At 35.6% G+C, this 13,724-nt stretch carries 13 protein-coding genes; 5 read left to right on the forward strand and 8 right to left on the reverse strand.

All coding sequences use genetic code 11. The features are described 5' to 3' along the window. Nucleotides 1-4: 4 nt before the first annotated feature. The 3 genes from NCE97_RS09805 to NCE97_RS09815 are packed head-to-tail and all read right to left on the reverse strand — an operon-like array spanning nucleotide 5 to nucleotide 3,142. Nucleotides 5-1,474 (reverse strand): DUF389 domain-containing protein, encoded by a 1,470-nt coding sequence (locus NCE97_RS09805; protein WP_353778927.1) that lies wholly within the window; start codon nucleotides 1,472-1,474, stop codon nucleotides 5-7. Continuing rightward, on the reverse strand, nucleotides 1,467-2,546 hold the full coding sequence (locus tag NCE97_RS09810) for a mannose-1-phosphate guanylyltransferase (protein ID WP_353778929.1): 1,080 nt from the start codon (nucleotides 2,544-2,546) through the stop codon (nucleotides 1,467-1,469). The genes NCE97_RS09805 and NCE97_RS09810 overlap by 8 nt, the downstream gene beginning before the upstream one ends. Beyond that, nucleotides 2,543-3,142 carry a SprT-like domain-containing protein gene (locus NCE97_RS09815; RefSeq protein ID WP_353778930.1) on the reverse strand — a complete coding sequence of 200 codons (600 nt, stop codon included), beginning with the start codon at nucleotides 3,140-3,142 and terminating at the stop codon, nucleotides 2,543-2,545. Before NCE97_RS09815 ends, NCE97_RS09810 begins: the two co-directional genes overlap by 4 nt. Nucleotides 3,143-3,235: 93 nt before the next feature. Here NCE97_RS09815 and NCE97_RS09820 point away from each other — a divergent pair, with 93 nt between their 5' ends. Continuing rightward, a complete protein-coding gene (locus tag NCE97_RS09820) occupies nucleotides 3,236-3,607 on the forward strand; it encodes a VOC family protein (RefSeq protein ID WP_353778931.1) in 372 nt (123 codons plus the stop codon). On the opposite strand, the gene NCE97_RS09825 is transcribed toward NCE97_RS09820, so the two are convergent. Continuing rightward, complete coding sequence (locus NCE97_RS09825) at nucleotides 3,608-4,474, reverse strand: DUF4349 domain-containing protein (protein WP_353778933.1); 867 nt, start codon at nucleotides 4,472-4,474, stop codon at nucleotides 3,608-3,610. Nucleotides 4,475-4,606: 132 nt separating this feature from the next. On the opposite strand from NCE97_RS09825, the gene NCE97_RS09830 reads away from it, so the two are divergent. From NCE97_RS09830 to NCE97_RS09845, 4 genes are all read left to right on the forward strand, one after another. Beyond that, nucleotides 4,607-5,500: a hypothetical protein gene (locus NCE97_RS09830; protein WP_353778935.1), complete on the forward strand. Its 894-nt coding sequence runs from the start codon at nucleotides 4,607-4,609 to the stop codon at nucleotides 5,498-5,500. Nucleotides 5,501-5,582: 82 nt separating this feature from the next. Next, entirely contained in the window at nucleotides 5,583-6,005 is a 423-nt protein-coding gene (locus NCE97_RS09835; RefSeq protein ID WP_353778936.1) for a hypothetical protein, read from the forward strand. A gap of 36 nt (nucleotides 6,006-6,041) precedes the next feature. Next, on the forward strand, nucleotides 6,042-6,854 hold the full coding sequence (locus tag NCE97_RS09840) for a cyclase family protein (protein WP_353778938.1): 813 nt from the start codon (nucleotides 6,042-6,044) through the stop codon (nucleotides 6,852-6,854). Between the two features lie 13 nt (nucleotides 6,855-6,867). Next, nucleotides 6,868-7,377 carry a cupin domain-containing protein gene (locus NCE97_RS09845; RefSeq protein ID WP_353778939.1) on the forward strand — a complete coding sequence of 170 codons (510 nt, stop codon included), beginning with the start codon at nucleotides 6,868-6,870 and terminating at the stop codon, nucleotides 7,375-7,377. Here NCE97_RS09845 and NCE97_RS09850 read toward each other — a convergent pair. Genes NCE97_RS09850 through NCE97_RS09865 form a run of 4 tightly spaced genes read right to left on the reverse strand, consistent with a single transcriptional unit; the run spans nucleotide 7,367 to nucleotide 13,682 of the window. After that, the gene (locus NCE97_RS09850; RefSeq protein ID WP_353778941.1) at nucleotides 7,367-11,389 is read right to left on the reverse strand and encodes an FG-GAP-like repeat-containing protein; all 4,023 of its coding nucleotides are present in this window, start codon (nucleotides 11,387-11,389) and stop codon (nucleotides 7,367-7,369) included. The two genes, NCE97_RS09845 and NCE97_RS09850, sit on opposite strands and share 11 nt — an antisense overlap. 24 nt (nucleotides 11,390-11,413) lie before the next feature. Next, nucleotides 11,414-12,055 (reverse strand): HAD family hydrolase, encoded by a 642-nt coding sequence (locus tag NCE97_RS09855; protein ID WP_353778942.1) that lies wholly within the window; start codon nucleotides 12,053-12,055, stop codon nucleotides 11,414-11,416. A 3-nt stretch (nucleotides 12,056-12,058) separates the two neighbouring features. Then, a complete protein-coding gene (locus NCE97_RS09860; protein ID WP_353778944.1) occupies nucleotides 12,059-12,742 on the reverse strand; it encodes an SDR family NAD(P)-dependent oxidoreductase in 684 nt (227 codons plus the stop codon). Beyond that, nucleotides 12,735-13,682, reverse strand: coding sequence for a M20/M25/M40 family metallo-hydrolase (locus tag NCE97_RS09865; RefSeq protein WP_353778945.1), 948 nt, complete (start codon nucleotides 13,680-13,682; stop codon nucleotides 12,735-12,737). The genes NCE97_RS09860 and NCE97_RS09865 overlap by 8 nt, the downstream gene beginning before the upstream one ends. Between the last annotated feature and the right edge of the window lie 42 nt (nucleotides 13,683-13,724).

Below are 13,724 nucleotides of genomic sequence, written 5' to 3' on the forward strand. Positions count from 1 at the left end.
TCTTCTACTCTACTACAAGCGTATCTAACTTTAACTTCTCCTTAAACCAATCCTTTAGTTTTCCTAAATCTTTGGTCTTTTGCTCTTGTGTAGTTAAAGAATCCACCCATTGGAATGTAAAAATTGATAACGTATCAATTTTAGAAAAGTTTGATGTAATTCGTTTTGAGTACGATACAGCTTTTAAGTTTTCGTAGTTAATTTTTGCTTCTGTCACTAAATCTTCAAAAGGAATCTGATCTTTTTCCAATCTTGATAAGGTTCGGACACGACCTTCCAAAAATGATATTTTCTGACTTTGTGAAAGCAAATCTAGAGAATCTCGAGTTCTCAATTCTTCCATATACTCTAGATTATTGATTGCTCTATTTTTAACTTGATTAACGGCTAAGGTTGACCCTTTTAAAGCGGAATATTCAGCATCATTAAACCTAGCTTCCAAAAGCTTTCTTGTATCTTCAGAAATCTCATCGGTTCCAAATGGAATCAATTCAATAATAGAGCCTCCTTCTGGGTTATAAATAGGATTGGCGTTTTTCTTTATGTAATTACTGTTTGGAAGTGTTTCTAGTTCATTTTCTATAAATGCGGCAGCAGCCGTTTCAAAACGTGTTTCCTTTAATACACTAATAAATGTAACGGTAGGCCAAATCATTACCACCAAAGCAATCAAACCAGCTACTCTAGCTATGCGGCGGCGCTTTTTAGAATTAGCATAGCGCAACATCGGAAAGCGCAATAGTTTTAAGACAATAAATGTTGCAAGAGCAATAAAAATAGTATTTATGGTGAACAAATTCATTGCTCCACCGAAGTAAGATAAATTACCTATAGATAGTCCATAACCTGCTGTACAGAGCGGCGGCATTAAGGCCGTAGCAATAGCCACACCAAAGATTACTGATGCTATGGTTCCTTTTTTTGTTCTAGCAATAATTAAGGCTAAACCACCAAAAAAGGCAATCAATACATCTCGAATATCTGGCTGGGTTCTTCCTAATAGCTCTGAGGTATCTTCACTCAGAGGAAAGAGCCAAAAAAACAAAAATGCCGTTATCAAACTCAACACAATCATTGTCGCTAAATTGATCAGAGAGCTTTTTAGTGTATCAATATCGTTTAACGCAATGGACATCCCTACTCCAAGAATAGGGCCCATTAATGGAGAAATTAACATGGCTCCAATTACAACAGCAGTACTATTTGCATTAAGCCCAACGGAGGCAACAAAAATGGAACAAATCAAAATCCACGAAGTAGCACCTCTAAATGGTATATCTGCTTTAATGGCAGCTATAGTAGCATCGCGATCTGTGTCTTCGCGAAAATCTAATAAGTTGCTCATAAAGTCTTTGATGCTTGCAAAAAATCCTTTTGCATCTTTCTTTAAGGCTTCCTTAGATTGTTCTACAGCTTGTTTTTGTGTAGTTTCTTCTTCGTTAAAATTGAACTTGTTCTCTTGATTATTATCCATAGTGTTCCCCAAATTTGTCTTTCACGCTTTGGAGCGTTTGTTTAATATCTTGCTCCTTCTTCTTAGGAAAGATAAGCAAAACTTCGTCTTTATCAACAATAATGTAATCACTTAGTCCGTCTATCACGACAACTTTATCGTTCGTAGTCCTGATCATATTACCAGATGCATCAACAGTTAAGGTCTTTGCTTTTACAACAGCATTCTTGTCTTCATCTTTGTCTAGCTTGTCATATAAGCTTCCCCAAGTTCCTAAATCATTCCAGTCGAAAGTAGCTGGTAACACATAGACATTTTTCGACTTCTCCATAATGGCAAAGTCTACTGATATGTTTTCTGCCTTGGCATAATTTTCCTGAATAAAATCGTCTTCAAACTCTGTATTGTATAGCTTCATCCCTTGATGAAATAGTTGATACATCTCTGGTTTACTATTTAGAAACGCGTTTACCACTGAGGTCACACTCCACATAAAAATACCAGCATTCCAAAGAAAGTTGCCTTGCTCTAAAAATAGTTTTGCTGTTTCATAATCTGGTTTTTCTCTAAACTGATTTACTGGTTTTATGGAGGTCTCAGAAGCCTTATCATACTCTATGTATCCATATCCTGTGTTTGGAAACGAAGGTTCAATTCCTAAGGTCATGAGCGCATCTTCCTTGGCACAAAATTCGAAAGCTTCTTTTACATTAGCTGTAAAAGCATCTTCATCTTCAATCCAGTGATCACTTGGTGCCACAATCATTACGGCATCTGGATTTTCTTTCTGAATTTTTAGAGACGCATACAAAATACATGGTGCTGTGTTTCGCATTGCTGGTTCTAAAACTACTTGTCGTTTGGTAACCATAGGCAATTGCTCAAACACCAAATCATTGTAACGCTCATTGGTAAGAATGAAGATGTTTTCTTCGGGAATTAGTTTTGCTAATCTTTTGAATGTCTTTTGAATCAATGTATCTCCCGTTCCAAGCATATCATGAAATTGCTTTGGAAAATCTTGTGTACTTACTGGCCAAAATCTTGAGCCTACGCCTCCAGCCATTAATATGGCATAATAGTTTTTATTCATGAATTAATTATTTCTACTTCAGCATTTGGGTTAAAAAGATACAATCGTCCTGTATTAACTTCAATGCATTCAAATCGTTTTCGTCGTTGTTTTCCTTTTTTAAAAATTCTGCCATTATATAATTTGAACTCACTATCTATTGGCACCTCAAAAATATAGGTTTTATCATTAGGAGGATCAAATTGTTTTAAGGCTAATGCTAATTTAATATCTGTATCGCTGCTGGCTTTGGGGTTTTTAAAATGATTTGCCAAAAGTGGTAACACATCCATAGGAAATACATTTGGGTTTAGAAAGGGTAGCATTAACCTTTGAAATGTATGCTTCCATTCTTTTCCATGAGGTTTAATAAATCTACCATATTCCTTATACGCCTCAAAATGAGCAATCTCATGGATTAGTGTAATTAAAAACCGATATTTATTAAGATTATTGTTTACAGTAATTTGATGCATACCATTGGGCAATTGTCTATAGTCACCATGTTTTGACTTTCGTTCTTTTCTGACTTTAACTATCAATTTATCCTGCTTTAGCAGTCTAGTTATAATCTCTTGAGCTCCTTCTGGGATGTATTCTTCTATAGCATTTGGCATGGTGCAAAATTAACAGGTTTTTTCTTAGGTGCATTTCCTTTTCAACCAAAAACAAATTAGTAATTTTAGTACTCTAACTAAACAATAATGTTTATGAAGCTTGGTGCATTTTCTATAAGTTTAAATGTGAAAGATTTAGAAGCGTCTAAAACCTTCTACGAAACCCTTGGCTTTTCAGTCTTTGGAGGCAATATGGAGCACAACTACCTGATTATGAAAAATGGAAATGCCCTGATTGGTTTATTTCAAGGTATGTTCGACAATAATATTTTGACCTTTAATCCTGGTTGGGATGAAAATGCTAATATGCTTGATGCTTTTGATGATGTAAGGGTTATTCAGAAACACCTAAAAACCAATACTATTTCCTTTGAAGTTGAAGCTGACGAATCCACTGAAGGACCAGCCAGCTTCATTATTAAAGATCCTGATGGTAATATGATTTTAGTAGATCAGCATGTCTGATTATTTTTTCTTCATTACCTTTTTTCTTATTATAAAAACAAGGACTGCTGTAACTATCAACAACGGCCAAATATAGATTAAGAATAGCACAAAACGCTCTATGATTTCCCATCCAAAAGAAAAGCCTTCTTTGGTTTTGTCTAGAAAAGTTTTGGAATAAACTTCTGGTTCTTCTTTGTATTCTACGGTTTCGTATAACTCTATATGAATTGTACTAAAAGCTACCTTACTGGTTAAGTATTTCAATCTACCTTGTGAGGCTTCTATTTCTTCTTGTATCACTCTCAACTTTTCCTCTGTTGCCAATATATCTTCAACCGTTTTAGCTCTTTTTCGCAAAATTTCTTCATAGCGCTGTCTTACTTCAAGTTTGGTTTTCAATCTTGTTTGTATATCTACATATTCTTCGGTGACATCGTCGGAGGTTATGTTTTCAAACTCAATAAATTCAGCAACATGACTCATGGAATCAATCATCACATCAAAATATTGTTGCGGAATTTTTATGGTGAATTTATTCTCCTTCCTATATAAGTTATTTTGAAACCTAAGGTCAGAAATGTACGCGTTGCGCGATGCCGCTAATGCTTTTAACTTGCTTGTAGCCCGTTTGATGTCTTTGACTTTGTACCTTACTCTTGCGGTTTTAATTATCTTTAGGTCAGGCGATTTGGGTTTGTTCAATACTTCTAGATCCAGAACTTCTGATCCGCTCTTATCATACTCATAAGAAGCGGCCTCAAAATCATCCTTTATTTCATTGTCTGTTAAGAGTACTGATTCTTTATATGATTCAGAATTATTACAAGCGTTCAATAAGAGTATTATCAAACTAACTTTTACCAACATACTTAGATTTGCTTTCATAATTTTATATTTTTAAAAATGATTTTGATCAAATCTATTTATACCTTTCAGGTATGGTTTGTAAAGCTTTTGTAAAACAATTGTAAATGGTTTTACAATTTTCAAACCACTGATTTTCAGTAATTAAAACATTTGAACGACAAAGAATTATATCATTTTAAACTGCTAAAAGAAGCTGTTTTCAAGGCCTTTTCTGAAAATAAGAAGGTTAGTAAACCTATAGAGGCATGGAAAGGTGAAACTATAGTTGCCTTCCAAGAAGATTTGTTTGAAAAGCTGAAAGCAAAAGTTAGTGAGAAATGGTTTTATACTTACTTTAAAAATACTCCTGAAAAACTACCTCGTGTCGATATGCTCAACCTGTTGAGTAAGTATGCAGGGTATGACAATTGGGATAGTTTTATAGCCTCTAACGAATCTGAAATATCTATATCAAAGAAGAGAAAACCTTGGCTAGCATTATTGGTTTTAATTCCGCTGATCATGGCTGCAATATGGTATTTTAATAATGAATACAACTATCATTTTTGTTTTATAGATTCTATAAAAGGAGAACCTATAACCCAAGTACAGTTAGACATTACTGTGCTCGATAAAAATGAATCTCCTTTATATTTTAAGACTGATAGTTCTGGCTGTTTTAATTACAGTTCCAAAGAAAAGCATATTGAGTTGATGGTTTCCTCGCCATTTCATAAAACAGACACCATCTTTAGGCAACATAATTCTAACAAAAACCCAATAGTAAAGCTAAAAACAGACGATTACGCTTTAATGTTGCACTACTACACTAATAATAAAATTAAGGACTGGAAAGCTCATAAAGCACAACTAACGAATCTGTTTTCTGAAAAGGTACAGATTTATAGACTCTATAAGAACAGTATCAATGTAGAACTGTACACTAAGGATGAGTTTATCAATACATTAACCATCCCTACCAAAGCGCTGAGAGATATAGACATACTGGATAAAACAGTAGTAGATGGAAAGATAACCTCATTAAAATTTATAATGAACGAGTAATATGAAAAAGGTATTATACATATTAATGTTGTTACTGCTTTTCAATTGCAGGAATAATGAAATGCGATCAAATTCTCCTAAAATGTCTACTGAAGATCTTGAAATAGTTGACGATGCATACGACTATGCTGGAAAACCAATGAAATTAGACATTTTTGAGCTAACTACAGATAAGCTTGTAGAGTTTCATGAGCTTATTCAACTTAAAGCCGAGTATCCAAATTTTGAAAATGAAGTTGCCAAAAACTTAAAGGCTTTCACCACTAATGATTCCTTAATAAAAAGACTAGAAAATGCAACGCAGATAATGGATATCAAACAAATTGGTCATAGTATTACAGTGTCTGATTCTGTGCAAAACATCAAAATTCATTTTAAAACTTTGCGCAATGATGAAGAAAAAACAGATTCGATTTTAGCAATTATAAAATCTAAGCCTATCTTTATAGACGGAACTGAGCTACTTTCTAGAAAAGTTAGCTTTTCTGATTTAAAATCCCCTTAATTTATTTGTATCACATCATTAACACCCTAAGGGATCATGAAAAAATTAGTTATTATCATTTTAGTTTTAGCATGCTCATGCAAAGACACTACAGTTAACGAAGTAGCAAAAGAAGAAACTCTCCCGAAACAAGAAAAGATTGTTGACTTGACGCATTCTTTTTCGAGTGAGACCATTTATTGGGTAACTGCAAAACAATTTGAATTAGATACTGTATTTAAAGGACAAACCGATAAAGGGTTCTTTTATTCAGCCAATAACTTTGCAACTGCCGAGCATGGCGGAACTCATGTCGACGCACCTATCCATTTTGCTAAAAACAGACAAACGGTAGATGAAATACCACTGGAAAATCTTATTGGGCAAGCTATAAAAGTAGATGTTTCTGAAAATGCCAAAGGCAACAGTGACTATGAGGTTAGTGTTGAAGATTTTACCAATTGGGAAACAGCTCATGGTACAAAAATCCCTGATGGAAGTATCATTTTACTATATACAGGATATTCTAAGTTCTATCCAGATAAATTGAAGTATCTCGGTACAGAAGAACGTGGCGAACATGCCATTAAGTTATTACACTTTCCTGGGCTTTCTCCTAAAGCTGCAGAGTGGCTTGTTAAAGAGCGTAACATTAAATCTATAGGTATTGATACACCAAGTATAGATTATGGACAATCTGAGTATTTTGAAAGTCATGTCATTTTACTTTCAGAAAATATTCCTGCATTTGAAAACCTAACGAATTTAGATGGTCTACCTAGTGAAGGTTTTAAAGTATTTGCATTGCCAATGAAAATAGAAGGTGGAACAGGAGCACCGCTCAGAATTGTAGCATTAGTCTCTGAATAACAACTTAGAATTTATGACCTTGAAAAAAATTGAACAGATCATTAAGAAGTTGAATCTTAGCCCTCATCCAGAAGGCGGTTATTTTAAAGAAACCTATAGAAGTTCTGGAACGATAAACGAGAATAGTCTTAGTGAAAATTACAAAGGCAATCGAAGTTATTCGACCTGTATTTATTTTCTATTGACTTCTGATACCTTTTCGGCATTTCATAAAATAAATCAAGATGAGATTTGGCACTTTTACGATGGTGCTCCGATTACACTACATATTATTTCTGAAGAAGGAGTCCATTCGAAACATATTATTGGCAAAGATTTAGAAAATGGTGAAGTTCCACAACTAGTTGTACCCGGAAACCATTGGTTTGCTGCTAATATTGAATTACCCGATAGCTATGCTCTAGTTGGCTGTACAGTATCTCCTGGTTTTAGTTTTGAAGATTTTCAATTACCAAAAAGAGCTGAGTTAATTGCCAAATTCCCTCAGCATAGTGATGTTATAACTAAGTTGTCTAATCCTTAATGACAACCATCGTAGATTCACTGTTTACCTTAAGCATATACAGACCAGCTGATGTAGCTGGTGCAAATCTTAACACAGTGACTTGATTGAAGTCGTTATAGGATTTACTAATAATATCTATTTTTCTACCTCTAATATCAAACATTTCGAATGTATCTGTCTCGGAGGTATTGGTAATATTAAAAACTCTGTCTTCAGTAGGGTTAGGATAAATAATGGTCTCCGTATTATTGACAATGATTTCATCCGAATTAAAATAAGGCACAGCAAAGTCGTAAGCTTCTCGTCCTACTTTTTCACCGATAATTCGCCCAGGAATATCATCTGCAGGGGGATGAATTCCTCCCCAGATTCTTGACAAACTACATTGATCTGAAGCATCTCTATATGTTGCCCATTGTAATATAACATCTACCGATGGTCCATCTTCGAACACTAAAAACTCATCCTGTCTGGCGATGAATTCTCCCACTCCTCCTGGGAAAAATTCGCTACCTGTCATGCGTGTCATAACTTCGGCTGCTGCTCTAGAATACGTAGAATGCCCTGATACATAGCCAGCAAAAGGTGGCGTTACAAAGTTAGGTCGTTGATATGGCCACCAACTATCTGCAAGAATCCAACCAACTCCTGCGGTATCTGTTTCTGTATTAATAATGTAATCGTGACCTCTCCATGTATATAATTTTATGCGCCCAACATTCTGATTAAACACACCAGCCAATGGATCTCCTTCTTGGACTATTTCTATAAAACCGTCAATTAGAGGCAATCCAGCTACATGGTAGTTGGTTAAACTTTCATCTGTGCTTTGACCTCTGGTTTCCATAAATCTAATTGCAGAAACTGGCCTTATATAATCGTACCATCCTTTAATGCTCCAAGCAGAAATTGCTGCATCGTGCATGGTTCCTCCTAGAATAAAATAAGCTTTTACATCCCACTCTAATGGATCGAGAATGTCGCCTTCTCCTGCAAAACGTTTTTCAAACTGAGGATTATCATTCACATAATTTAAAATCGTAAACCAGTGTCCTGGTGGTGTTTCAGAATCTGGTCCATCTGCCCAAAATTCTGCCAAAACTCTTGTATAATCACCTCTAGGTACTATTTGTTCTTCATAAGCTTGGCCAGTTACAGGGTTTACGGCATGGCCTTGACTTATATCTCCACCTTCAAAAAAGTTATAAAAGTCTGGGTACTGCTGATAATTAGTTGGCAAATCTTCAAAAGGAATATTACCTATACTTTTTGGAGAAATATCCCAAAGTACGCCATCGTTAGGGTCATTGTGCGATTGCCAAACAGACACCATTGAGAATCCCCATTTATAAGCCAATCCTGGTTCTGTTTCTGTACCAACACTAATATATGGTGGCTCTAATGGGTCATTGTATACTTTATATGGATCTCCATCTCTTTCATAAAAGGACACATCATCGTCGCCCATGGCGAAAGAGTGTACATTACCCCATTCTGGACTTAAGAAGTCTATCACATCACCATCAATTAAATTACCACTTTGATCAACGAATCCATTAAGGCTTAATGGCTGCCAACGGTTTGGATCTATATTAAACGGTAAATCCGTCTGTGTTGGATTTAATGGTGTGTTTATAGGTTCGTAATAGGCATTATCATAACCAGTAGCTTCTCTAGAACCATCTTGCATACCGTAGCTAATGATTGTTTCAGCAATATAGTTACCTAGTGCAGCAGCATTACCAAACTCATAACTTGTTGTCGTAGTGCTAGTGTTATAGCCCAACTGCTCCATGATTAAGTCAATTCTTCCTTGGGTCTCCTCAGCACCTGGAGAGTTCTGAAAACGGTGACTTAGTAAGCGATACATTGCAAAGCTAATGGCTTTATTTCTGGATTCTTCAATACTCTCTATTGGGATGAAGTCTAGTAACTCGCTATTAAATCCATTAACTGAATTACCAATAAGATAAGGTCTAGCTTGCTGATCGTAAATAGCCCAAGCATCGTACATTGCAATACTAGAATGGAATAGATTTCTTGCATGAACTGTCGGTCTAGCAAAATCGCCTCGGATAGCTTCGAGAAGCGCTTCATTCCAGATTCTGGCAATGGATTTATCCTCTGGCGATTGAGAAATATTTAAACTTACATTGAGCGTCACAGGGAGACTATAACAGTCTCCATCAAATTCTCTTACGGTTAGTGTTCCTGTTTCTTCAATATGCCATCTTACAGTAATAGAGTCTGTGCCTTGTCCATCGATAATCTCTCCTCCTGAAACAGTCCAGATTGTAGATGAACCGTCAGCTACTTCGTAAGTATACGTTTCTGTTTCATAAAACCCAGAACTTGTAGAACCTGAAATTACATTCGCTTCTATATACTCGCAAGAATCATCGTTTAGTGTAGCTTCTGGGTTATAGGTACAAGATTCAGGATCCATACAACCGTAAATCTTCTGGCTTGGCTCTATATCCAAAACTTCTAGACCTGTATTTTCTGTTGCCTTAACTGTTGTATTAGCATCTATATTTTGATAGGTCTCTACAATGCCTGATGGCCATGTTATTTTTAACTCAGTAATTGTACTTTCTTGATCGATTCCAAAATGTACAGGAAGCAAACTCTGTCCAAGAAAGCCTACACCTGTATAGTAACGCGATATAACACCACTCGAAGTGGTAAGCTCTAAGGTTGTTCCTATACCATCTCTATTGGATACTGTTCCTTGCAATACAACTTTTAACCACTTAAGATCACTTGGTTGATCAAAACTCAATAGTTTATTGTCATAGAAGTATGATGAACCACTAGCATTAGTTACAAACAAATCTATATCTCCATCATTATCATAGTCAAAATCAACTGCTTCTACACTAATGCTTTCGTCTGCCAATCCTACTTCGGCAGAAGCATCTTCAAATGTTGTTCCGCCTTGCGCATGAAGGTTTCTGAAAAACACGTTTTGCTCTTCACTTCTATCTTCAAACTCATAACCATTCACAACATATAAATCTTCATCTCCATCGAGGTCAAAATCTGCAAATCGTGCTCCCCAAGCCCAACCTGTAGCTGTTATACCATGAGTTTGGGAATCTTCAGTAAAGTTGTTTGAGCCATTGTTTTTTAATAAGGCATTCTCATCGATTCCTGTAATGAAAAAATCAAAGTCGTTATCTAGGTCAAAATCATTTGGTACGATAGCCATATCGTCTATCATGTTATCTAACCCATAGTTTTGTGCATCTTCTATGAATGATGTACCTGATTGATTGACGTATAAATAATTGGGCTCATTAAAATCGTTTGAAACAATTATATCCATCCAACCATCATTATTGATATCGAATGGGAATGGTGTATAACTTGCTTTTGAATCTGTTTCGATCAGACCTACTTCACTAGTTACATCTGTAAAAGTGTTATTACCATTGTTCCTGTATAAGGTATTGGAATCGCATTCATCCCAATCACTGATGTAAATATCTAGAAAGCCATCATTATTGTAATCGAACCATGTTGCTCCGGAATTAATACAATCATTGACTAGTTGTATTCCAGTCGCTAAGGTTACATCTGCAAAAGTTCCGTTGCCTAAGTTAATGAACAACTGCACCTTGAGTGCATGGGTAAATAGAATATCCGGGAAACCATCATTATTGAAATCTCCCCAAGAGACTCCGTATTTAAAGCCTTCTTGTACAAAAGACTCTTCGGTTGTGTCTTCTAGCGTCAACAGGTCTTGCAAGCCTGAAGTCTCCGTAACATCTGTGAAGGTTCCATTATTATTATTCTGAAATAATCTACTAAAACTGGCTGATTGGTTAGGGTTTTCAATAGCATTTGCAACAACAAAAATGTCTAAGTCGTTATCTCTGTCATAATCTGCTACTGCGACACCACTGTTTCCTTGAAGAATTCCAAATCCAGAAAATATCTCTGCGCGTTCAAAGGTTTGACCAAAAGAATTAATAATAGCTAATAGGGTAAAAACTAACGTAGTTTTTAAACGAAATCCTGAGTTCATACATCTCAATTTTTTCAAATATAATTAAATGTAAATCATTTTTACAAGATCAGCCATATTATCAAAATCAGCAGTAGATTTTTCGGATAACTCGTCATTATAATCGTGCTCGGTATATGCAAAGACATCAAAACCCCCTCTATTGGCTGCTTCTATTCCAAGAAGGCTATCTTCAATAACAAGACAATCTTTTGGTGATACGTTCATTGCTTCAGCGGCTAGTAAAAAAATAGAAGGGTCTGGCTTCCATTTCTGAATCGCATAGCAACTAAATATCTTACCTTCAAAATAAGGCAAGAGCCCCGTCAACTCTAAATTTAATCTGATTTTATTCTCTGGTCCGCTAGACGCTACACAATATGGTAAGTCTAGGTTATTCAATACATTTTCAACGCCTTTTATAGGTTTAATATCCGATTTGAATGCTTCAAAAGACTTCTCTCTGTACATGTCTACAAAATCATCTGGAAGCTTTTCTGTGGCTAACTCACTGATTTTATCATAGCATACACGCATTGAATTCCCTTTGAAATGCTTTAGCGCATATTCCAATGTAATGTTTGCGCCATAAGTATTAGCTAGGTCAACAAGAACACCGTTACCGATCAATTCGCTGTCGACCAGTACACCATCACAATCGAATATAACGGCTTTGTATTTTGACACTAATTAGGGTGTTGAGTTAGAAACTTGAAGTAATTTACCGTTGTACAGTTTGTTGCCATTCAAGGCAAAATCAAAAATATAAGATGCCATCTCCTTAGCTGTAATTGGGGCTTCATAACCTGGAAAAGCTTCTTCCAACATTTCGGTTTGTACAGCACCTAGTGCCAACACATTAAATCCAGGACCTGTTTCTTTGTATTCTTCCGCCAGTAATTCTGTGAGTGTAATTACGGCTCCCTTGCTTGAGCTATATGCTGACAAGCCAGGGAACTTCATGCTTCCTTGTACGCCACCCATGGAGCTTATCGTGACTACATGCGCCTCTTTATTCATGTATGGTACAACGATTCTGATCATTTCTGAAACTCCAAAAACATTGGTACGATACACATTTTCAAAATCGTCCATAGTAGTTTCTGAAAAAGGTTTATTCAGAAGTGTTCCTGCATTATTGATAAGAATATCTACTTGCTTCCATTCATTATCAATAAATGTTTTTACTTTATTGTAATCGTCTTCATTATTAAGATCGAAAGAAAATGAAGCGATATTATCGAAATTCAAATTACTGACAGGCTGTGCATTTCTGGACAACGCCAAAACATTGTGTCCTTGACTAGCAAATAGATGTACGAGTTCAAAACCAATTCCTCTGCTAGTTCCTGTTATGATTACATTTTTACTCATTATTCATTACGACTTCCTTGGTTGGTGCATTCATCATGCCTTCTAATGCGGGAACCATTTTAGTTATAAAACTGGTCATGTGATCATAATCCATTTTATCGGCTTCATCATCAACATGATGGTAGTAGTTGAAATTTGTAAAGTCGAACGTAGAGATAGCATGAGCTGGAACCTTGAACTGACTGTAGAATGGATAGTTATCAGATCTCATGAAAAGTTGAAATTCTCTGGCTTTTGGAAAAAATCCAACAATTTCTTCTCCGGCATATCTGTTCAATGTTTCTGCAAAATTTGAGCGTTCGTAACCAGACATATACGATATGCTTTTATCAGCTGCTCTTGGCACACCAATCATTTCAAAATTAATCATGGTATACAAATTAAAGTTACTCTTCTTCAAACGTTCAGCTAAATGTATAGATCCTTTGAGTCCCATTTCTTCTGCTGAATAGAGTGTAAACAAGATACTTCGTTTATTACTTTTTGATTTGGAAAAATATTTAGCCCATTCCATAACAGCTACTGTACCAGATGCATCATCATTAGCGCCATTGGCTATAACATCGCCATCAACTTCTTGTCCCTTTCCTATATGATCGTAATGCGCTCCAAGAATGATAAACTCATTTTTCAATTCTGGATCATTGCCTTCTAACACACCAACAACATTGTATCCTATTATTTCTCCTATGTTGAATGTATCTCGATAGGTTTCAAAATATGGTTTAACATTATGTTTCTTAAAAAAGTTCTCTATGTAAACGGCTGCTTTTTCAATACCTGGAGTTCCCGTGTTTCTTCCTTCCAATTCATCTGAAGCCAAATATTCGAGATTAGACTGGATACTTGATTTTGTTATTACTTCGGAAGGCACAACTTTTTTAGTGCCACATCCAAGTATCAGCGCAAAACTCACTACAAAAAATAAAAGTCTTTTCATACTATAAAAATTAAAGCTTAAAGATAAAAAAATAGATTTCCA

Origin of the sequence: Winogradskyella sp. 3972H.M.0a.05, assembly GCF_040493455.1 — a bacterium.
Classification (GTDB): Bacteria; Bacteroidota; Bacteroidia; order Flavobacteriales; family Flavobacteriaceae; genus Microcosmobacter.

Coding starts and splice junctions, on each gene's coding strand:
- NCE97_RS09805 (WP_353778927.1), bottom strand. CDS start 1,474: ATGGATAATAATCAAGAGAACAAGTTCAATTTTAACGAAGAAGAAACT.
- NCE97_RS09810 (WP_353778929.1), bottom strand. CDS start 2,546: ATGAATAAAAACTATTATGCCATATTAATGGCTGGAGGCGTAGGCTCA.
- NCE97_RS09815 (WP_353778930.1), bottom strand. CDS start 3,142: ATGCCAAATGCTATAGAAGAATACATCCCAGAAGGAGCTCAAGAGATT.
- NCE97_RS09820 (WP_353778931.1), top strand. CDS start 3,236: ATGAAGCTTGGTGCATTTTCTATAAGTTTAAATGTGAAAGATTTAGAA.
- NCE97_RS09825 (WP_353778933.1), bottom strand. CDS start 4,474: ATGAAAGCAAATCTAAGTATGTTGGTAAAAGTTAGTTTGATAATACTC.
- NCE97_RS09835 (WP_353778936.1), top strand. CDS start 5,583: ATGTCTACTGAAGATCTTGAAATAGTTGACGATGCATACGACTATGCT.
- NCE97_RS09840 (WP_353778938.1), top strand. CDS start 6,042: ATGAAAAAATTAGTTATTATCATTTTAGTTTTAGCATGCTCATGCAAA.
- NCE97_RS09845 (WP_353778939.1), top strand. CDS start 6,868: ATGACCTTGAAAAAAATTGAACAGATCATTAAGAAGTTGAATCTTAGC.
- NCE97_RS09850 (WP_353778941.1), bottom strand. CDS start 11,389: ATGAACTCAGGATTTCGTTTAAAAACTACGTTAGTTTTTACCCTATTA.
- NCE97_RS09860 (WP_353778944.1), bottom strand. CDS start 12,742: ATGAGTAAAAATGTAATCATAACAGGAACTAGCAGAGGAATTGGTTTT.
- NCE97_RS09865 (WP_353778945.1), bottom strand. CDS start 13,682: ATGAAAAGACTTTTATTTTTTGTAGTGAGTTTTGCGCTGATACTTGGA.